This window comes from Ureibacillus endophyticus, from assembly GCF_024159215.1.
GTDB lineage: Bacteria > Bacillota > Bacilli > Bacillales_A > Planococcaceae > Ureibacillus > Ureibacillus endophyticus.
This window is the reverse complement of record NZ_JAMYWW010000001.1, coordinates 12,501-33,695: the sequence shown is the minus strand read 5'-3', so window position 1 is coordinate 33,695 and position 21,195 is coordinate 12,501. Positions and strand designations below refer to the sequence as shown.

Annotated in this window: 13 protein-coding genes, 2 rRNA genes and 1 other annotated feature (1 of these 16 cut by a window edge); of the genes, 2 read left to right on the top strand and 13 right to left on the bottom strand. The window is 37.2% G+C overall.

Annotation, left to right across the window (positions count from 1 at the left end; all coding sequences use genetic code 11):
• Positions 1–71: 71 nt before the first annotated feature.
• From NKR20_RS00125 to NKR20_RS00115, 3 genes are all read right to left on the bottom strand, one after another.
• Entirely contained in the window at positions 72–1,241 is a 1,170-nt protein-coding gene (locus NKR20_RS00125) for an aminotransferase A (RefSeq protein WP_253422677.1), read from the bottom strand.
• 99 nt (positions 1,242–1,340) lie between these two features.
• The gene (locus NKR20_RS00120) at positions 1,341–1,988 is read right to left on the bottom strand and encodes a 3-oxoacid CoA-transferase subunit B (protein ID WP_121215572.1); all 648 of its coding nucleotides are present in this window, start codon (positions 1,986–1,988) and stop codon (positions 1,341–1,343) included.
• Between the two features lie 2 nt (positions 1,989–1,990).
• Complete coding sequence (locus NKR20_RS00115; protein WP_253422674.1) at positions 1,991–2,695, bottom strand: CoA transferase subunit A; 705 nt, start codon at positions 2,693–2,695, stop codon at positions 1,991–1,993.
• A 182-nt stretch (positions 2,696–2,877) separates the two neighbouring features.
• On the opposite strand from NKR20_RS00115, the gene NKR20_RS00110 reads away from it, so the two are divergent.
• Positions 2,878–4,191: a short-chain fatty acid transporter gene (locus NKR20_RS00110; protein ID WP_253422671.1), complete on the top strand. Its 1,314-nt coding sequence runs from the start codon at positions 2,878–2,880 to the stop codon at positions 4,189–4,191.
• A 49-nt stretch (positions 4,192–4,240) separates the two neighbouring features.
• On the opposite strand, the gene NKR20_RS00105 is transcribed toward NKR20_RS00110, so the two are convergent.
• The 5 genes from NKR20_RS00105 to serS all read right to left on the bottom strand — a co-directional run bounded on the left by NKR20_RS00105 (position 4,241) and on the right by serS (position 10,654).
• A complete protein-coding gene (locus tag NKR20_RS00105; protein WP_253422668.1) occupies positions 4,241–4,603 on the bottom strand; it encodes a hypothetical protein in 363 nt (120 codons plus the stop codon).
• Positions 4,604–4,625: 22 nt separating this feature from the next.
• Entirely contained in the window at positions 4,626–5,321 is a 696-nt protein-coding gene (locus NKR20_RS00100) for a DUF2225 domain-containing protein (RefSeq protein ID WP_253422665.1), read from the bottom strand.
• 590 nt (positions 5,322–5,911) lie between these two features.
• Positions 5,912–7,795 (bottom strand): alpha/beta hydrolase, encoded by a 1,884-nt coding sequence (locus NKR20_RS00095; protein WP_253422662.1) that lies wholly within the window; start codon positions 7,793–7,795, stop codon positions 5,912–5,914.
• A gap of 236 nt (positions 7,796–8,031) precedes the next feature.
• Positions 8,032–9,156, bottom strand: a complete 1,125-nt coding sequence (locus NKR20_RS00090) for an IS4 family transposase (protein ID WP_253422659.1) — start codon at positions 9,154–9,156, stop codon at positions 8,032–8,034.
• A gap of 214 nt (positions 9,157–9,370) precedes the next feature.
• On the bottom strand, positions 9,371–10,654 hold the full coding sequence (gene serS / locus NKR20_RS00085; protein WP_121215581.1) for a serine--tRNA ligase: 1,284 nt from the start codon (positions 10,652–10,654) through the stop codon (positions 9,371–9,373).
• A gap of 110 nt (positions 10,655–10,764) precedes the next feature.
• Positions 10,765–10,976: a binding site (T-box leader), on the bottom strand.
• Between the two features lie 349 nt (positions 10,977–11,325).
• On the opposite strand from serS, the gene pdxR reads away from it, so the two are divergent.
• Complete coding sequence (gene pdxR, locus NKR20_RS00080; RefSeq protein ID WP_211330999.1) at positions 11,326–12,732, top strand: MocR-like pyridoxine biosynthesis transcription factor PdxR; 1,407 nt, start codon at positions 11,326–11,328, stop codon at positions 12,730–12,732.
• Between the two features lie 25 nt (positions 12,733–12,757).
• Here pdxR and asnB read toward each other — a convergent pair whose 3' ends face one another.
• The 5 genes from asnB to NKR20_RS00055 form a co-directional block, all read right to left on the bottom strand.
• Positions 12,758–14,593, bottom strand: a complete 1,836-nt coding sequence (gene asnB, locus NKR20_RS00075) for an asparagine synthase (glutamine-hydrolyzing) (RefSeq protein ID WP_121215926.1) — start codon at positions 14,591–14,593, stop codon at positions 12,758–12,760.
• A 138-nt stretch (positions 14,594–14,731) separates the two neighbouring features.
• The gene (locus NKR20_RS00070) at positions 14,732–16,036 is read right to left on the bottom strand and encodes a D-alanyl-D-alanine carboxypeptidase family protein (protein ID WP_121215929.1); all 1,305 of its coding nucleotides are present in this window, start codon (positions 16,034–16,036) and stop codon (positions 14,732–14,734) included.
• Between the two features lie 179 nt (positions 16,037–16,215).
• Positions 16,216–17,682, bottom strand: a complete 1,467-nt coding sequence (guaB, locus tag NKR20_RS00065) for an IMP dehydrogenase (protein ID WP_121215927.1) — start codon at positions 17,680–17,682, stop codon at positions 16,216–16,218.
• A gap of 577 nt (positions 17,683–18,259) precedes the next feature.
• Positions 18,260–18,375: ribosomal RNA gene (gene rrf, locus NKR20_RS00060) — 5S ribosomal RNA — on the bottom strand.
• A 73-nt stretch (positions 18,376–18,448) separates the two neighbouring features.
• Positions 18,449–21,195, bottom strand: a 23S ribosomal RNA gene (locus tag NKR20_RS00055) (it continues 171 nt past the right edge of the window).

The following is a 21,195-nucleotide window of genomic DNA, read 5'->3' as shown; positions in this document are numbered from 1 at the left end:
TTCGCATATTATCAATTAAACAAAAAACCACCCAAATTTGGATGGTTATTGATGACATGTTAATAATCGCTCTATTTTGTACCCTTGTTTAATTTCTCTATAAATTTTTCTAACCGGTCCATTCCTTTTTGTAATATCTCAACAGGTTGAGCAAAGGATAGTCGGATAAAGCCTTCACCTATTGGAGAAAAGGCACTTCCTGGTACAGTTGCAAGTCCCTGTTCTTTAAGTAAACTTACACAGAAGTCAAAGGATAGCATATTGAACTTTTTAATAGATGGGAAAATATAAAACGCTCCATCTGGTTTCAACACGTCTATACCCATATCCACTAACCGTTTATATACATAATCACGGCGCACTTGATACTCTTTTTTCATTTCTTCTGGATCAGATAATCCGTTAGTTAAAGCTTCTAACGCAGCATACTGACTAATACTTGAAGCACAACTAATGTAATAGCCATTTAATTTTGTCATTTCTTTTGTGATATAATTTGGTGCTAACGTATATCCAATACGCCAACCTGTCATTGAATGTGACTTCGAAACACCGTTAATCACAATCGTTTTTTCACGCATTCCTTCAAATGAAGCAATGGATTTATGCGTTTTATCATAAATGAGCTCACTATAAATTTCATCAGAGATAATAAATATTTCCTTATCTTTTAAAAGCGCTGAGATTTTTATTAATTCTTGTTCTCCTATGATTGAACCAACAGGATTACAAGGTGATGGTAAGATTACACATCTTGTTTTATCTGTTATATTCTTCTCAATTAACTCTGCTGTTAACACAAACTTAGTAGATGTGGTATCTACAATTACTGGCGTTGCACCACATAATTCTACCAATGGAATATATCCAGGATAAGCTGGACCCGATAAGATTACTTCACAGCCCTCTTCTAAAATCGCTCTCAATGCTATTGTCAATGCTCCTGATGCACCGTGAGTTACAATAATTTCATCTTGAGGATTATAAGATAATTGATATTTTGAGCTGTAAAAATTTGATATCGCCTTACGTAATTCTAATATCCCGGCATTTGGTGTATAAGATGTATAATTTTTATCGATGGCTTCTTTTGCCTTCTCTTTCACATGTTCCGGAGTTGGAAAATCAGGTTGGCCAATTGTTAAATTAATGGCATCTGGATAATCAACAAGCATGTTCGTAAACTTACGAATACCAGAAAGCTCGATATTCTTTAAGTTTTTATATAATAAGTGTTCCATTTTTGGTAGCTCCTTTATTATCATCTTGTTCTATTATAAAACAAAATTTAAAGCCTAGTTAAAATAATTAGACAATTCGATTTTGAGGAGACACCAAAATTAGTTTAATAGCACCGATGATTCAATGTTAAAGGACGCTTCTGTTTTTTTCGTTACTTCTTCTATTGTTACTCCATCTGCTAACTCTACTAACTTCATTCCTTCATCTGTAAAATCAAACACAGCTAAATCCGTGATTAATCGATGTACAACCCCTTTTCCTGTTAAAGGTAATGTACAGGATTTTTTTACTTTCGACTCCCCATGCTTAGATACATGCTCCATTATGACAACAACTCGCTTGGCACCAGCAACAAGATCCATTGCACCACCCATTCCTTTTACCATCTTTCCAGGAATCATCCAGTTAGCTAAGTCTCCTGTTTCAGAGACTTCCATTCCTCCTAAAATAGCTAAATCTATATGCCCGCCACGAATCATTGCAAAAGATTCAGCGCTATCAAAAAAGGACCCTCCTGGAACAACTGTAACTGTTTCCTTCCCTGCATTAATTAAATCCGAATCAACTTCATCTTCTTTCGGGTAAGGACCTATTCCTAGTAAACCATTTTCAGATTGTAATAACACATTGATGTTAGGAGGTATTTCATTGGCAAGCAGTGTGGGCATACCTATTCCTAAATTAACATTCATGCCGTTCTTAATTTCCTTTATTGCTCTTTTTATTATTCGTTGTCTTGCATTCATCCTTAGTCCTCCTTACTTACAACCGTTAAACGTTCAATACGTTTTTCGTAGTTTTTCCCAAGGACAACTCTCTGAACATAAATACTCGGTGTATGAATTTCATCTGGATCGAGTTCTCCAATTTCAACAATTTCTTCTACCTCTGCAATTGTAATTTTTCCTGCTGTTGCAGCAATCGGATTGAAATTTCTGGATGTTTTCCGAAATACGAGGTTTCCTAATTTGTCTGCTTTCCACGCTTTTACGAGAGCAAAGTCACCAACTATCGCTTTTTCAAGTAAATATTCTTTTCCATCGATGTAGCGTGTTTCCTTCCCTTCAGCAATTGGTGTCCCTACCCCAGTTGGTGTATAAAATGCAGGAATACCTGCTCCTCCTGCACGTATTCTTTCTGCTAATGTCCCTTGTGGTGTTAATTCCACCTCAATCTCGCCATTTAAAAATTGTTGTTCAAATATTTTATTTTCTCCAACATAGGAGGCAATGATTTTTTTAATTTGTTTATTTGCTAAAAGTAAGCCTAGTCCCCAATCATCTACTCCACAATTATTACTAACTATCGTTAAATTTTTAGTACCTTTATTTTTTAATGCTTCGATACTTTTTTCAGGAATTCCGCACAAACCGAAACCACCTACAATTAATGTTGCACCATCTTGAATATCAGAGACGGCATCTTCAAATGTATCCCAAACTTTTCCCTTCATACATATAGCCCCCTACATATTCTTGTCCTAATAAAATATATGATTACGAAGCTATTAATATAAGCTATGTTTACTTTTTCTTATTTTTCACTATGACCATTATAAATACTTAATACCGCACATATGATTCTAGTGAAAGCACTTACCTGCTTTTAAATAAAACGAAAGGAGAGAATGTGACGATGAAGTTTTTAACGAGAATCTCTAATACGATTATGGAAAAATTCTTACCAGATCCGTATATTTTCGTTGCAATCTTAACTGTGCTAGTTTTATTTTTAGGCGTTGTGTTAACAGACTCATCACCGTTAGACATGGTCGTTTATTGGGGAGATGGTTTTTGGGGTTTATTAGCGTTTACGATGCAAATGGTTATTGTTTTAGCTGCAGGGCATGTACTAGCAAATAGTCCTGTATTCAAGAAATTTCTAACCTCTATTGCAAGCAAAATTAAGAAGCCAAGTAGTGCAATTATTATTGTTACCTTTGTTTCCCTTATTGCTTGTTGGATTAACTGGGGATTTGGATTAGTCATTGGTGCTTTATTTGCTAAGGAAATTGCACGACAAGTTAAAAAAGTTGATTATCGTTTATTAATTGCTAGTGCTTATTCTGGATTTGTTGTGTGGCATGGAGGATTAGCAGGCTCTATCCCACTTTCTGTTGCAACAGATGGGCATCCTTTTGCTGATATCATGGGAGTTGTTTCTACATCCGATACAATTTTCACACCATATAATTTATTTATTGTCCTTGTAATAGGTTTTACGTTACCTTTCTTCAATCGCTGGATGATGCCGAAAGAAGAAGATGTTGTTGAGGTTGACCCTGCATTATTGAAGGAAGAGAAGAAAACTTTCCCTCCTGCCGAAAGAACATTTGCTTCATGGACGGAAAGAAGTACACTGTTAACGATTTTAATTGGTCTTATTGGTCTTTCATATCTCATTTACCACTTTGCTACTAAAGGCTTCACACTTGATTTAAATATAGTCAATTCAATCTTTATCATATTTGGCATTATTCTTCACGGCACTCCACAACGATTCTTAGCAGCAGCTCAGGAAGCAATTAAAACAACTAGCGGCATTGTATTCCAATTTCCTTTCTACGCGGGTATTATGGGCATGATGACAGCATCAGGATTAGCTATAGTCTTTTCTGAGTGGTTTATTGCTATTTCCAATGAATTTACATTCTACTTATTTACATTTTATTCTGCTGGCTTAGTAAACTTCTTTGTTCCATCTGGTGGTGGCCAATGGGCAGTGCAAGCACCAATTATGTTAGAAGCAGCAGGAACACTCGGGGCAGATTATGCAAAAACGGCAATGGCAATTGCCTGGGGAGATGCATGGACAAATATGATTCAACCATTCTGGGCATTACCAGCTCTCGCTATAGCAGGATTGCGTGCAAAAGATATTATGGGATTCAGTTTATTTGTATTAATTTATACAGGGATTATTATAAGTATCGGGTTTTTATTCTTCTAAATAGAGTAAGAAAAAAAGACTTAGTCACATGGCTAAGTCTTCTTTCCTTTTATTTGTAATGGTATGTGCTTTGTCTACGAGTGTTATTTTGAATAGTTTTGAACCATTCACGGTCTTTTTCTTCTTTAGCTAATGTACTAGTAATCGTTTGTGTACAATCTCTACAAAGCTTAGGATTGCTCGTTATTGTCCCACAACGCTCACATGGTGCACCAAGATTCGGAAACATCGTTTGTTTTAATTTCCCTGTTTTCACCCACTTATGAATTAATTCAGCAGGTACCCCAGTTTTCTCCACAATTTGATCATTTGATAAAACTCGATTATTTTTTCTTAACAAAAAGTGATGTAATTCAGAGAAAATCTCCTCTTCCGTCACATCAAGTCTCGTATTGATTCGTAAATTCAACATAATTCCCCCTTTAGTAAAGTCTTTACTCGATTATATCTTCCTTAATTTCACTTTCTTTTTTTGGTTCGACTGAGTATTTATAGTCCTCCCAACGTTTACGAGCATAGTTCCGGTATTTATTTGAAACCTCACGCCCAGCAATAAGTCGAGAAAATCCCCTTTTTGCTTCCTCAATATCTCCAATACGAAGGCTTAATTCAGCATTTAAATATTGTAGTCTTTCTTCTCCTTCTTTATTGGAAGCATAAGACTTTGCATATAATTCTCTTGCTGATCGTAAATAGTGCATTTCAGATTCTTTATCCTCTTTTAATCGATAAAGCCAAGCAATTTTCATTGCAAAGTTGGCTAAAATCAAATCTTCTTCCATGGACGATCTTGCAACTAAATAAACCAATTTAAAACTTGCGATTGCTTCATCGATTGTTCGTTCTTTACAAATGTTCATTGGTTTTTTTAACTGACTAATATACATCTCTTTAATAAGTAGCATAAACGGCCCATAAGTACGGGTAAGGGACTTATGATAGGCATACCCGCAATTTGGACATACTGCTACTTCATACAGCAATGGATTTAATCCTTCATAAATAGGCATAAAGTCTGTGTCTTGTGAAACTACTTTGAATCGACCTGGACGTACCTTATAAGTAGTAAAGTTCTTTTTACAACAATTACACTCCACTTTGCTTTCGTAATAGTAAAGATTAAATGCCATTCTATACACCTCCCGACTATGAACGAATAAATACTTTTAATCTTCATTCGTTCATAATAAAAGCACTAACTGTTGTGAATTCCTTATTGGTAGTTTAATAGGATAATTGTTGTAAAAGGTTGCCTCGTCCAAAACTTTAAATATTAATATTTTTTTAAATTAGTAAAATACTGATATAAACTATCTTATTCTCATTACTAAGTACCTATTACCATTACCCTATTATAAAAAATTTTCAGAAAGATTAAAAGTCTAACGATTTATTCTTGTTAGGCAAATAAGGAATACAATTAAAACCTGATGAAATCAACAATTTTTGAACATAACCTGTAGAAAAATATATACACTAAGACCCTTTTTATTTTTGGAGGAATCATAAATTTTTTGAATTCATCGTAATACTTATGTATCTACTTTACTATTCATTATTTTAGCATGTTAAAGGATAAAAAGGTTAAAACTACCTAAATTCAAGAAAATTATAAGTCAAATTGATGTATAAATAAATTCTGTACTAGCTCAAAAGTATTGCTTCCCACTAAAAAAATGCCATAAAAGCTCGGACAAGCTTTTATGACATTACATTATTATTATTTCCCTATTAAATTTGCTTCATGAATACGATGAAGGAGCGTTACAAATTGCGCTCTCGTAATTGATTGTGTTAATGATTCATTTCCTGTTACATTTAGTCCTTCTAAAATGTTGTTATCCATTAACCATTTCACCGACTCTTCTACTGACATATCTTTCTTTGTAATACTTTTCGAAATTAAAACTGCTGCTTCTTGAAGTGATAGTTCAGAAAATGCGCTTCCTTTTACAGGTAGACCGTTTTCTTTTGCCAGTGCATAAATATTTTTAAGGGATTCATCCTTTAATGCTTCGCCCATTGTGTATCGGAAAAATACTGTTAAATATTGACTTTCATTTAATGCATTATTTGGCTTTAAAAGGTTTTCATTTTGATAACCTTTTATAATCCCTTCTTGAATCGCCCAAGTAAAGGCTTTTGACCAATATTGGTTATCTTCATAATCATTATATTGTGGTAAACCTACTTCTGGCTTTTCTTCAGACTGTTCTTCAATAACACCTGTTTTTACCCATTGACCAATATCAGATATTAATTGTTTTGAAGTATTTGCTGGAGCCAAATAGTCAGCTGTTGTTCCTGTAGCATTTGGATTCTCAGCAAGGAAGTGGTGCATATTTGTATAAAATTTATATGATACGTTATCTCTTTCTTTTAGAGCTTCTTTCCATAACTCTAAATGAGATGCAGGTACTTGGAAGTCTTTACCTCCCTGAACAACAAATAAAGGAACATTTTGTTTTTTAGAAACTTCAGGAGCTTCAATATCACGTAAATTATACCACCAATCAGTTGGTCCTAATTGGAAGTCAGTTGGTGGGTTTTCTAAAGTATATTGTGGGTCATTAATTAATCCAACTTGTGTCTTCCAAAACGCAACATTCGCTTCTAATGCCTCAATTTGTTCTTTAGGTGCATTTGCATCTTTTGCTTTCTCTAAAGATTGTTCAAGTTGCCATACTAATAAATCTTGGAATTTTCCTGCTGGACCTGCAACTACAATTCCACCTTTAATGTCCCCATTTTTATCATTTTCTAAAATTAATGGAAGTGCAAATCCACCTTGACTATGACCTAGAACATAGATATTTTTTGCATCAACTTCCGGAATATCCTTTAATGTTTCAACAGCATAATTTGCATCTAGCACTGTCTCATCTTGGATTGTAAATTTCGGGTTTGTCCCAGTTTTAAATGGATAAACCTTTGTTCTTTTTTCATATCTTAAAACAGCAATACCTTCATTTGCTAGTCCAACTGCTATGTCTCTAAACGGTTTATTACCCAGGTAAGTTGAGTCCATATCATGGGGTCCTGAACCTTGTACTAGTACTACTACTGGAAATGGTCCTTCCCCTTTTGGTAACGTTAAAACCCCTGGTAATGGGAATTCTTCACTTCCAACAACAACTTCCTTTTCAGTATAATTTTCAGGATGATCATAACTTGGTGTTGAATATGGATATGTTGGGTAACCAACAGAAAAGTCATCAATTTTACCGTTTTTATCAAAGTTAAAATATAGCTCATACGGACTTACTTCACCAGTAACTGAAAAAGTGACTCTCGTATGTACTATATTCTTTTTCACATCTTTCAATTCTATGGATTTCGTTTGTCCATAGTTTGCTGCAAAACTATTCCAAGTCGCTGAAATATATTCTTTTGATATAGTTTGGAGTTTTTCATTAAAGTATTTATACGCATCTTCCCACTTATTCTCAGATGCAAGTTTAATAAATTCATTTGCCTTTATTTCTAACTCTGAAGTTGTATCATTTTCTTGTGCAAATGTAGGTACTTGCATTGATAAACTCCCAGCAACACCAACAATACCGACTGTACTTGCTAAAAATAGTTTTTTATAAAACTTCTTCATGCACATCCCCCTACTCCCTTTGTTTTATATTTAAATGATATAACACGTCTCTACCGATTGGTATATTTTTCTTATTAAATGTAAAATTACCACTACCGTTGCATAAAAGTGTTCTGAATTTTCAGTTTTTGTTTTACTTAATTTTAAAGAAAAATTGAAAACACTAAAGCTAGGGTAGTAAACATTCATTTTTTTACTATAACCTGTGACTTGTGTAACAACGACTTTTAAAACCTTTATGGGACGTTTTTTCTTTCAATTTTGCGCAACCAAATGTGAGCAGATTTCCATAATGCAGCTTTTAAATAGCGACTAATTTCTAGGTAACTTCGATCGCTATTTGTGTTCATCTGTGCCAAAACGTTTAGACAAAACACGATCATTGCGATGTACACTTGATTGTGTACAGCTTGTTCACTGTGACCGTAGAACTTTTTGATGTTCAGATGTTGTTTCATCCATTTGAAAAACAACTCAATTGCCCAGCGTGATTTATAGATTTCTGCTATTTCATCTGCGTCTAAATCAAAACGATTCGTTAGTAACGTTAGTTCACTGCCTTTTGTATCAAGGATTTCTAGGCGACGAAACACATTTTCCGAACGATTTTGTGTTGTACCAATAACCACCATCTCATCTGATAGGACCTTTGAATCTTCTGGTAGAGAAAATGTTTCAAGTACACGTACGACGGCATTTTTTCGAAGACGTGTGACAAAGAAATAGCCATCATCCGTCATGCGATCGAAGCGTTTGTAATCCAAGTAGCCACGGTCGAACACGTACAGGCATTCTTTGTCATCAATGAATACCTCAAGTTGACCTCGGTCGTGTTCAATCGCATTTGTGAGCACCGTTTGATCTGGATACGAAAGACCTTTTTCCATGAAAACGAGTCGAAGGTGAAGCTTCACACCAGACTTTGTTTTTCGAAACTCTGCCCACTTATGGTTGGTTAAATTAAGTGGTAATGTACTCGAATCAATAATTTTCAATGGTGTTGTCGTTTTTCTTTGTTTCTGAAAATCCGTTTTCTGATGAATTTGTGAGACTAAATCTAGAAAAAGCGTTTGAAAGAACTCGGTTGGGATTGTATTTATTCTTCTGCCCAATTGGGAGAAGCTAATCGATTCAAACCCTATTGTCCGTTGTAAATCATCTGAAAACACAGCATCGCTTAATGCCCTTAAACTCTCTGTTTCATGAAGCTGGGCATATAAAAGCAGTTTCATAAAGGAAGCCATGTACAGCTTCTTTGTATAGTAATTTAATTGATGAATTTTCACCTGTTCTTCAAATAACGTCAAATTAATCGGTGAAAACCATTGTTCAAATGATGTTATTCGTGTAAACTTATCCATGCGATTAGTCCTTTATTTTGGATTTGGATGGTTTACTACCGCCCAACCATTATAAAGGCTTTTTTTGTGCGAAGAATATATTTCAGAAAATTCAGTTTTAATAAAGGTGTCAAATTATTTTAATGCGACGCTAATGTAAAATTACCAAAATTGTGTAGCTGGTTGAAATCAAAAAAGGATACTTGTCCTAACTGGACAAATATCCCTTAATTTATTATTTTGCTGGTGCAATTACTTCCTTGCCACCCATGTATGGTCTTAATACTTCAGGAATAATAACTGATCCATCTTCTTGTTGGAAATTCTCTAAAATTGCAGCAACTGTACGACCGATTGCTAAGCCTGAACCATTTAATGTGTGTACATACTCTGGTTTTGCCCCTTGTTCACGACGGAAGCGAATATTTGCACGGCGCGCTTGGAAATCCTCAAAGTTTGAACATGAAGAAATTTCACGGTACATATTTTGAGTTGGCATCCAAACTTCTAAGTCGTATTTTTTGGCAGCTGTAAACCCTAAGTCTGCTGTACACATTAATAATTTACGATATGGTAAACCTAATAATTGTAATACCTTTTCAGCATGGCCAGTTAGTTTTTCTAATTCATCGTAAGAATCTTCTGGTTTAACAAAGCGAACAAGCTCTACTTTGTTGAATTGATGTTGGCGAATAAGACCGCGCGTATCACGACCAGCTGAACCAGCTTCAGAGCGGAAGCACGCACTATAAGCAGCAAAGCCTTTTGGTAACATATCACCATCAATAATCTCATCTCGGAAGAAGTTTGTTACAGGTACTTCTGCTGTTGGAATCATGAAGTAGTCTGTATCTGCTAATTTGAATACATCCTCTTCAAATTTCGGTAATTGACCAGTACCTGTTAGGCTATCACGATTTACGATAACGGGTGGTAACATTTCCTCATAACCATGTTCTTCTGCATGTAAGTCCATCATAAAACTCATTAATGCACGTTCAAGACGAGCACCTAATCCACGATAGAAAATAAAACGACTTCCTGTAACTTTAGCAGCACGTTCAAAATCTACAATTTGTAAATCTGTTGCTAAATCCCAGTGTGGTTTAGCTTCAAAATTGAAGTTTGGAAGCTCTCCCCATTTCATTACTTCCACATTATCATCTTCTGTTGTACCTACTGGAACAGATTCATGAGGGATATTTGGCAAGCGCATCATCATATATTCAAACTTTTCTTCTACTTCACGAAGTTGAGTATCAAGCTCTTTAATTTCATCTCCAACCTGACGCATACGTGCAATAACTTCATCAGCATTTTCCTTGTTGCGCTTCATGATTGAAATTTGTTCAGATACTTTGTTACGCTCTGCTTTTAACACTTCTGTTTTCGCAATTAATTCACGGCGCTTCGCATCTAACTCTTCAAACTCATCTAAATTTCCTAAATCCTCATTACGAGTAAGTAGAATTTTTTTCACTTCTTCAAAATTATCTCTAACACGTTTAATATCTAACACGGTAGTTCCTCCTTAATTTATTAATCGATAATAAAAAGTAATACCACTCATTATTGATTCACTTCATTCTGCTAAAGGGTTAAAACATAAAAAAGCCCTCTATCCCCAATAAAAGGGACGAGAGCTACCCGCGTTGCCACCCTAATTGATTAGATAATATCTAATCCACTTATCAAATAACGGCTTTTCAACCGGCCAGTGTCTACTACGAATTCAACATGGCTACTCAAGGACGGATTCACAAGTGTTTTTATCAGCTTTCACCAACCGCTGACTCTCTTAAAAAAACGTGCTTGCTACTATTTCCTATCATCGATTTTACAAATGTGAAATTTAACATTAGCGTACTATATGCCATCTAAATTTGCAAGTGTTAAAAAGAAAAGCGGAGGTGGTTCGCTCAGGCTCGACACGCACTGGAGACTCTGACAAGAAGGCGCTTTTTGCCTTCGACAGAAGAGTCGAAGTGACGAGAGAGCCTAACCGCCAGAGCTAGACATTCGAAAAGCGGAGAACGCTCGTTCAGCTCCGACAACAACTGGAGGAATCTCCATTACAGATAAAACAATTTTTATTTCTACAAGAAACATTATCTTTAGTATAATTAACATTGACCATATAGTATTTATACATATTAAAGGAAATAAAATGGTCAGTTTGGAGTGAAGCCAATGGACATGCTTATTTTTAAACTAGAGAAAGATAGTCCCACACCATTATACGAACAACTTTATATCGGGATGAAAAATGCCATAATTGAAAAACAAATTGAAGTTGGCACAAAACTTCCCTCTAAAAGGAAACTCGCTGAATTCTTAAATATTAGCCAAACAACAATCGAAATTGCTTATGGACAATTACTTGCTGAAGGTTATATAGTCTCTAAACCCCGTATTGGTTATTTTGTAGAAGAAATAGATGAATTACCTTATGTTGAAAAAGATCAAATTGATGTGCAATATGAGCCTAAGCAACGACAAATCTATGAGCACAATTTTCATCCCGGGCAAATTGATTCTTCATTCCCCTTTTCTACATGGAGGAAATATGCAAAAGATATCTTTGATAGCAGTTCAAAAGAGCTTTTACAAACTGGGGAACCTCAAGGCGAATATGTTCTTCGTTCAGAAATTGCAAAATACTTATATCAATCTAGGGGAATTATTTGTAAACCTGAGCAAATTGTTATTGGTTCAGGAACAGAACAGTTATTACCAATGATTTTACGTTTAATTGAAAATAATACGAAATTTGCGTTAGAGAACCCAGGTTATTCTGCTATACCTCGTATTCATTTACAAAATAAAGCTATACCTATTTCTGTAGATGATGATGGTCTTATTGTAGATGAGCTAGAAGAATCAGATGCAAATATTGTTTACATTACTCCTTCACACCAGTTCCCTACTGGAGCAGTATTATCCGCAGCAAGGAGAACGCAACTTCTTAAATGGGCATCTAAGGGAAATCGCTACATTATTGAGGACGATTATGATAGTGAATTTCGTTATGTAGGAAAACCCATCCCTGCCCTTCAAGGATTAGATCAAAACAATAAAGTTATTTATATGAGTACCTTTACTAAATCGTTAATGCCTTCATTGCGTGTAGCTTATATCGTACTACCAAACACCCTTTTACAAAAATATAAAGATTCTTTTAGTTACTATTCTGCAACTGTTCCACGGTTTGACCAACATATATTAGCTAATTTTATGAAAGATGGTCATTTTTCTAAACATCTAAACCGTATGAGGAAAATTTATCGAAAAAAACACGATAAGTTACTACACACACTATCTACTTATTATCCTGATATTAAAGTTAAAGGTGATCATGCGGGAATGCATATTTTAATTTCAGTACCTATAAATAAAACAGAGGAGGAACTAAAACAGCAAGCTAACGATTCAAAAATAGCTATATACCCTGTATCAGAGTATCAGTTAAAACCATTAAACTACGATCAACCGTCATTTTTATTAGGCTTTGGAGGTATACCATTAGAGACAATTGATATAGCTATCGATAAATTAATGACATGTTGGGGAATTAAAAAAACTAGAGTAGAGATATAAGGCTATCTCTACTCTAGTTTTTCGTTTACTGCTCTAGCAATTGAATATTATAATTTTCAAACCAACGATCGATCTGAACTAAATATGCAAGCAATTGTGGACCTGCCATAAGCTGACCAAACCAAGGTACTTTAAACGAAGCCCCACCAGTTTGTAATAATGACATAAGCTGTTCTTTATCAAACAACTCATGTAAAATGGACTCTTTTCTGTTAATAACATTTTTTAATAACGCTTGAACACCTTCTGTATATTTGGGATGGTACGTTTTCGGATATGGGTTCTTTTTACGATATAGTACCTCGTTTGGAAGCAACCCTTCTACTGCTTTTCGAAGTAATCCCTTCTCCATATTTCCCATTTTTTTCATTTCCCAAGGAATATTCCATGCATATTCAACGATTCGATGATCTGCAAACGGAACGCGAACTTCTAAACTAGCACCCATACTCATTCGGTCTTTTCTTTCTAGTAAGGTTTGCATAAAATAACGCATATTTAAATAAAATAATTCTCTTTGCTTCGCCTCAATTGGACTTTCTCCTTCTAACTTTGGACAATCTTTAACTGATTCATCGAAAGCGTGTTTCATAAAATCCTTTAATTGAAGACGGGATTGCCACTCTTTTCGTAAAAACCCTTCTCTTTCATCAATAGAACGAATCCATGGAAACAGAGTGTAATCCTTATGGAACCAAGGATATCCTCCAAATATTTCGTCGGCGCATTCACCTGAAAGCGATACTGTAAATTTTTCTTTTATTACACGACAAGCTGCCAATAATGAACTATCGATATCTACCATCCCTGGCATATCACGAATCATCATTGCTTCTTCTAACAAATTGACTAATTCCTGCTGCGTAATCATAATCTCAAAATGATTTGTATGGAAATTTTTCTTCATTTTATTAATCCAATAGCTATCTTGAGAAGTTTGAAATTCATTTTTTTCAAAGAACTGATCATTGCCTTCAAAATCTATTGAATAAGTGTGTAAGGTACGTCCTTCTTTATTGTATGTGTTTGCAGCAATAGCTGTAATAATGCTTGAGTCTAAACCACCAGATAAAAATGTACAAAGGGGTACGTCTGATACAAGCTGGCGATTAATAGCATCTGTTACTAAAAATCGTATGTTTTCAACGGTCTCATCTAAGGTATGTTTGTGTTTTTCACTTTTAACATTCCAATAGCGCCATTTCCTTAATCCCTCTTTTGAAAACTTAAGTGCACAACCTGGTTCTAACTCTTCAATTCCTTTTAAAATACCACTTCCCGGTACTCTTGAAGGTCCTATACTTAATAGTGCTGCTAAACCTTGTCGATTGATTTGTGGGGTAATGTCTGGATGAGCTAATATCGCCTTAATCTCTGAGCCAAATTTTAAACTCCCCTCGATATGTGAAAAGAAGAAGGGTTTCACTCCTAAACGGTCTCGAAATGCATATAACGTTTCCTCTTGTTCATCCCAAACAGCAAAAGCATATATTCCATTTAAATGGTCTACACATTGCTCTTTCCATTCAATAAAAGAAGTTAATAAAACTTCTGTATCTGATGATGTAGAAAAACTATAACCACGTTTTTTAAGTTCCTGACGAATTTCTTCGGTATTATAAAGCTCTCCATTATATACCATTGTATAAGATTGATTTTTGTGGGATTTAGACATTGGTTGCTTTCCACCCACTAAATCAATCACTGCTAATCTACGATGACCAAGTAGAGCATGCGTGCTGCACCACACATTCCCATCATCTGGTCCCCTCTTTTTTAACGTTTCAGTCATACTTAAAACAATATTTTTTTGATGATGAATCACTTGGGTGAAATCAATCCATCCGGTAATGCCGCACATATTTTCACGCTCCTTCAACTACTAGCTTATGAAAAATGTAGGCAAACTTATTTTGTCCCAGAAAAAAAAGAGTGTGACAATAGTATAAGTTTATACTAATGACACACTCATGTAAGTTTTATAATATTACTATTTTTATTAGAATAAACCGCCAACAAAGCCTGTGATACCGCCCCAAACATTACCGAAAAAGCTTCCAACACCTTGGAAGAATAGTGAAATGGCACCTGCACGTTCCACTTTTTCAGTTGTTACAACATCCGCTGTAAACTCAGCTCCGTCAATGAAACCATGGTCAGTTCCTTCAGTACGCTCTATTACTACTTTCCCTACAACTGTATCCTTTTTCACTTCAGCTTCAAGGGATTTTTTATCTAGTACTAATTTTGGCTTATATAAATCTTTCTCATTTGTTTTTACTACAAATGAAATAGGTTCTTTAACCGCAATTTCTACTTTATCTTCTTTTCCTTTTGTAACATCAATTGTTTCATTGCCTTTGAACTTGTAGTTAGCCGGTATAATTTCTTGTTTTGAAAATTGACTAAAACCATAATCAAATAATTTCGCAGCTGCATCGAAACGAGCTGTCTTATCACTATCTGTACCTGTTGAATCTACGGCATTCATAACAACTGTAATAAGACGTGTTCCATTACGTACTGCAGTACCTGTGAAACATGAACCAGCAAGTAATGTCGTTCCTGTTTTTAGTCCATCTACACCTTCATATTCTGCAACTAATCCAGGTAACATCCAGTTCCAATTTGACATTTGAATTGCATCATCTGTACCTTCACGGAATGTCTTTTTTGAAATACTAGATGTTTCTAATACTTCTGGATGTTCTTTTAATAAATGATATGCAAGTTTCGCAACTGAACGAGCTGGCATAATATTCTCATCCTCAGGGCCTGTACCTGTTGGATGCATTCCAAATAGATCTGAGTTATTTAACCCTGTAGCGTTTACAAATTTATACCCTTCAAGTCCTAATTCCTCAGCTTTTTTATTCATTAGCTTTAAGAATTCTGTTTCCGTACCAGCAATTGTTTCTGCAATAGCCACTGTTGCAGCATTAGCAGAATAAATTGCCATTGCTTCATATAACTCACGTATTGTATATGTACCATCTGCGCGAAGAGGTACATTACTTAATGCACGGTTTTGTGACATTTTATATGTATACTCTGTAACACGATACTCTTGATCCCATGTAATTGTGCCTTTTTTAATAGCATCTAATAGGATATATTCTGTCATCATTTTCGACATACTAGCTATTCCTAAAGATGTATCAGCATTTTGCTCGTATAGTATTTTCCCTGTATCTGCATCAATTAAAATTGCAGCATCAACTGTTAACCCTAGATCTGTTTCAGCAGCACTTGTCTTAACCGGCGAAGTAGCTAACAAACTAATTAACAGTACAGGGATAATCATTAGACTTAACAAAGATGTTTTCCTTGCAGTTGTTTTCACTAATATTACCTCCAACTATATATTTATTTCCCTTCCGCCATTTTATCATAGAATTGCAAGATTAGTGTTACATTCAGATAAAAAAGCACTTTTTTAACATCTACCAAAGACGTTAAAAAAGTGCATATGGTTGCATAATATTAAGAAATGGAATAGTTTGGTGCTTCTTTTGTAATTTGAACATCATGTGGGTGAGACTCACGAAGTCCTGCACCTGTCATACGAATAAATTGAGACTTTTCACGAAGATGTTCAAGATTTGGTGCTCCACAATATCCCATACCTGCTCGAATACCACCAACTAATTGATCAATTGTATCAGCTAAAGGTCCTTTGTAAGGTAAGCGTCCTTCAATGCCTTCTGGAACTAGTTTTTTCGCATCTTCTTGGAAGTAACGGTCTTTTGAACCTTGTTCCATTGCCCCTAAAGATCCCATACCACGATAAACTTTGAAGCGACGACCTTGGAAGATTTCAGTATCTCCAGGAGATTCAGAAGTACCAGCTAATAGTGAACCAAGCATTACAACATGTCCACCAGCAGCAAGAGCTTTTACGATATCACCTGAATATTTAATTCCTCCATCTGCAATAATTGTTTTACCCATTTCACGAGCAACTGTTGCACAATCATAAATTGCAGTAATTTGAGGAACACCAACACCAGCTACAACACGAGTAGTACAAATTGAACCAGGACCAATACCAACCTTTACTACATCTGCTCCTGCTTCAAATAATGCACGTGTAGCTTCTCCTGTTGCTACGTTACCAGCGATAATTTCAAGATCTGGATATTCACTACGAATTTGTCTTACAGTGTCAATTACACCTTGTGAGTGACCATGTGCAGTATCGATTACAATGATATCTACTTGGGCTTCCACTAATTTTGCTACACGTTGCATCGTATCATTTGAAACACCTACTGCTGCTCCAACTAATAAACGACCAAGTTCATCTTTTGCTGCATTTGGGAATTCAATAACTTTCTCGATATCTTTAATAGTAATTAATCCAGTTAATTTGCCATTTCCATCAACGATTGGTAATTTTTCAATTTTATATTGTTGAAGAATTTTTTCTGCCTCTCCTACAGTTGTTCCTACTGGAGCAGTAATTAAATCTTCTTTTGTCATTACATCTTCAATTTTTAAAGAATAGTCAGAGATAAAACGCAAATCACGGTTTGTAATAATACCTACTAACGTTAAATCCTCTTCATTATTTACGATTGGCACACCCGAAATGCGATATTTTCCCATTAAATGTTCTGCATCAAATACTTGATGAGATGGTGTTAAGAAAAATGGATTCGTAATTACACCATTTTCAGATCGCTTAACTTTTTCAACTTCCTCAGCTTGTTCTTCAATGCTCATATTTTTATGGATGATTCCGATTCCACCTTGACGAGCCATTGCTATTGCCATTTTTGATTCTGTTACTGTATCCATACCTGCACTTATAATTGGTATGTTTAATTTTATCTTCTGTGTTAATTGAGTAGATAAATCAACTGTTTTAGGTAAAACCTCAGAATGAGCTGGTACTAATAAAACATCATCAAACGTTAAGCCTTCTTTGGCAAATTTCGTTTCCCACATTTCGTAAATGCCTCCTGTTTTTCTAAAAGAATATTAATTGTAAGATTATCAACATGCTCTAGAAGTGTCAAGATTCCAAAAAAAGAAAAAAAATTTGGATTATTCCAATAAATAAAGTCCATAGTAACAATACTTCATACATGTCTAAAAATATCCCATCATTGATAAAAATACATGGAATTTAACTATTATTAGATTACCTATATTGTACTACAATTACTCATGATATTTTTAAATCAATAATATTCTTATACTCATACGTACCAACTTATCCTTAATTAGATAAAAATTCATTTAGCTTTTATTTTTATAATTTTACATCGTATAATACTGAAAAAGTTGTCTATGATATTTAAGTGCTACTATGTAGTCTTTTATATAGAATCAGTTCTCTCTTTCAAAATACAAAATATTTGTATTTATACTTTTCATATTAACTTCATTAAGGAGAAGAAAATCTATCGTTATTCTACGTAGCATCTTTAAATTTGATACACTTAGCTTTTTCTAATATCATATCTGCTCATACCATATCAACGTAAAAACCACCACTAACTTTAGTGGTGGTTTTTTATTTGCCTAGCAACGTCCTACTCTCACAGGGGGAAGCCCCCAACTACCATCGGCGCTAAAGAGCTTAACTTCCGTGTTCGGTATGGGAACGGGTGTGACCTCTTTGCCATCATCACTAGACCACATATTTAGTTGAAAGAAGCTTGTTCTCTCAAAACTGGATAAAGACATTGACTAACGACCATTCAAGTTAGTGGTTAAGTCCTCGATCGATTAGTATTCGTCAGCTCCATGTGTCGCCACACTTCCACCTCGAACCTATCTACCTCATCGTCTTTGAGGGATCTTACTTACTTACGTAATGGGAAATCTCATCTTGAGGGGGGCTTCATGCTTAGATGCTTTCAGCACTTATCCCGTCCATACATAGCTACCCAGCGATGCCTTTGGCAAGACAACTGGTACACCAGCGGTATGTCCATCCCGGTCCTCTCGTACTAAGGACAGCTCCTCTCAAATTTCCTACGCCCACGACGGATAGGGACCGAACTGTCTCACGACGTTCTGAACCCAGCTCGCGTACCGCTTTAATGGGCGAACAGCCCAACCCTTGGGACCGACTACAGCCCCAGGATGCGATGAGCCGACATCGAGGTGCCAAACCTCCCCGTCGATGTGGACTCTTGGGGGAGATAAGCCTGTTATCCCCGGGGTAGCTTTTATCCGTTGAGCGATGGCCCTTCCATGCGGAACCACCGGATCACTAAGCCCGTCTTTCGACCCTGCTCGACTTGTAGGTCTCGCAGTCAAGCTCCCTTGTGCCTTTACACTCTACGAATGATTTCCAACCATTCTGAGGGAACCTTTGGGCGCCTCCGTTACCTTTTAGGAGGCGACCGCCCCAGTCAAACTGTCCACCTGACACTGTCTCCTACCCCGATAAGGGGTACGGGTTAGAATTTCAACACAACCAGGGTAGTATCCCACCGACGCCTCCCTCGAAGCTGGCGCTCCGAGTTCTCTGGCTCCTACCTATCCTGTACAAGTTGTGCCAAAATTCAATATCAGGCTACAGTAAAGCTCCACGGGGTCTTTCCGTCCTGTCGCGGGTAACCTGCATCTTCACAGGTACTATAATTTCACCGAGTCTCTCGTTGAGACAGTGCCCAGATCGTTACGCCTTTCGTGCGGGTCGGAACTTACCCGACAAGGAATTTCGCTACCTTAGGACCGTTATAGTTACGGCCGCCGTTTACTGGGGCTTCAATTCAGAGCTTCGCTTACGCTAACCCCTCCTCTTAACCTTCCAGCACCGGGCAGGCGTCAGCCCCTATACGTCACCTTACGGTTTTGCAGAGACCTGTGTTTTTGCTAAACAGTCGCCTGGGCCTATTCACTGCGGCTCTCTTTCGAGAGCACCCCTTCTCCCGAAGTTACGGGGTCATTTTGCCGAGTTCCTTAACGAGAGTTCTCTCGCACACCTTAGGATTCTCTCCTCGACTACCTGTGTCGGTTTGCGGTACGGGCACCTCCCGCCTCGCTAGAGGCTTTTCTTGGCAGTGTGAAATCAGGTACTTCGCTCTTAAAGAGCTCCCCATTACAGCTCAACGTTACAGGAAGCGGATTTGCCTACTTCCACGCCTTACTGCTTGGGCGTGCACAACCAATCGCACGCTTACCCTATCCTACTGCGTCCCCCCATTACTCAAACGGCGGGGAGGTGGTACAGGAATATCAACCTGTTGTCCATCGTCTACGCCTGTCGGCCTCGACTTAGGTCCCGACTAACCCTGAGCGGACGAGCCTTCCTCAGGAAACCTTAGTCATACGGTGGATGGGATTCTCACCCATCTTTCGCTACTCATACCGGCATTCTCACTTCTAAGCGCTCCACCAGTCCTTCCGGTCTGACTTCAACGCCCTTAGAACGCTCTCCTACCACGTGCATCTTAGATGCACATCCACAGCTTCGGTGAATCGTTTAGCCCCGATACATTTTCGGCGCAGCGTCACTCGACCAGTGAGCTATTACGCACTCTTTAAATGATGGCTGCTTCTAAGCCAACATCCTGGTTGTCTAAGCAACGCCACATCCTTTTCCACTTAACGATTACTTTGGGACCTTAGCTGGTGGTCTGGGCTGTTTCCCTTTTGACTACGGATCTTATCACTCGCAGTCTGACTCCCGTGTATAAATATCTGGCATTCGGAGTTTGTCTGAATTCGGTAAAGCGAGATGCCCCCCTAGTCCAAACAGTGCTCTACCTCCAGTATTCTCATCACGAGGCTAGCCCTAAAGCTATTTCGGAGAGAACCAGCTATCTCCAAGTTCGATTGGAATTTCTCCGCTACCCACACCTCATCCCCGCACTTTTCAACGTGCGTGGGTTCGGGCCTCCAGTGAGTGTTACCTCACCTTCACCCTGGACATGGGTAGATCACCTGGTTTCGGGTCTACGACCACGTACTCTTTCGCCCTATTCAGACTCGCTTTCGCTGCGGCTCCGTCTTCTCAACTTAACCTTGCACGTAATCGTAACTCGCCGGTTCATTCTACAAAAGGCACGCTATCACCCATTAACGGGCTCTAACTACTTGTAGGCACACGGTTTCAGGTTCTATTTCACTCCCCTCCCGGGGTGCTTTTCACCTTTCCCTCACGGTACTGGTTCACTATCGGTCACTAGGGAGTATTTAGCCTTGGGAGATGGTCCTCCCGGATTCCGACGGAATTTCACGTGTTCCGCCGTACTCAGGATACACTCAAGAGAGAATGGACTTTCGATTACAGGGCTTTTACCTTCTATGGCGGATCTTTCCAAATCGCTTCGCCTAATCCATTCTTTTGTAACTCCATATAGAGTGTCCTACAACCCCAAGAGGCAAGCCTCTTGGTTTGGGCTATTCCCGTTTCGCTCGCCGCTACTCAGGGAATCGAATATTTTCTTTCTCTTCCTCCAGGTACTTAGATGTTTCAGTTCCCTGGGTGTGCCATCATGA

Coding starts and splice junctions, on each gene's coding strand:
- NKR20_RS00095 (WP_253422662.1), bottom strand. CDS start 7,795: ATGAAGAAGTTTTATAAAAAACTATTTTTAGCAAGTACAGTCGGTATT.
- NKR20_RS00110 (WP_253422671.1), top strand. CDS start 2,878: ATGAAGTTTTTAACGAGAATCTCTAATACGATTATGGAAAAATTCTTA.
- NKR20_RS00100 (WP_253422665.1), bottom strand. CDS start 5,321: ATGGCATTTAATCTTTACTATTACGAAAGCAAAGTGGAGTGTAATTGT.
- pdxR (WP_211330999.1), top strand. CDS start 11,326: ATGGACATGCTTATTTTTAAACTAGAGAAAGATAGTCCCACACCATTA.
- NKR20_RS00090 (WP_253422659.1), bottom strand. CDS start 9,156: ATGGATAAGTTTACACGAATAACATCATTTGAACAATGGTTTTCACCG.
- NKR20_RS00125 (WP_253422677.1), bottom strand. CDS start 1,241: ATGGAACACTTATTATATAAAAACTTAAAGAATATCGAGCTTTCTGGT.
- asnB (WP_121215926.1), bottom strand. CDS start 14,593: ATGTGCGGCATTACCGGATGGATTGATTTCACCCAAGTGATTCATCAT.
- NKR20_RS00120 (WP_121215572.1), bottom strand. CDS start 1,988: ATGAATGCAAGACAACGAATAATAAAAAGAGCAATAAAGGAAATTAAG.
- NKR20_RS00070 (WP_121215929.1), bottom strand. CDS start 16,036: ATGATTATCCCTGTACTGTTAATTAGTTTGTTAGCTACTTCGCCGGTT.
- NKR20_RS00115 (WP_253422674.1), bottom strand. CDS start 2,695: ATGAAGGGAAAAGTTTGGGATACATTTGAAGATGCCGTCTCTGATATT.
- guaB (WP_121215927.1), bottom strand. CDS start 17,682: ATGTGGGAAACGAAATTTGCCAAAGAAGGCTTAACGTTTGATGATGTT.
- NKR20_RS00105 (WP_253422668.1), bottom strand. CDS start 4,603: ATGTTGAATTTACGAATCAATACGAGACTTGATGTGACGGAAGAGGAG.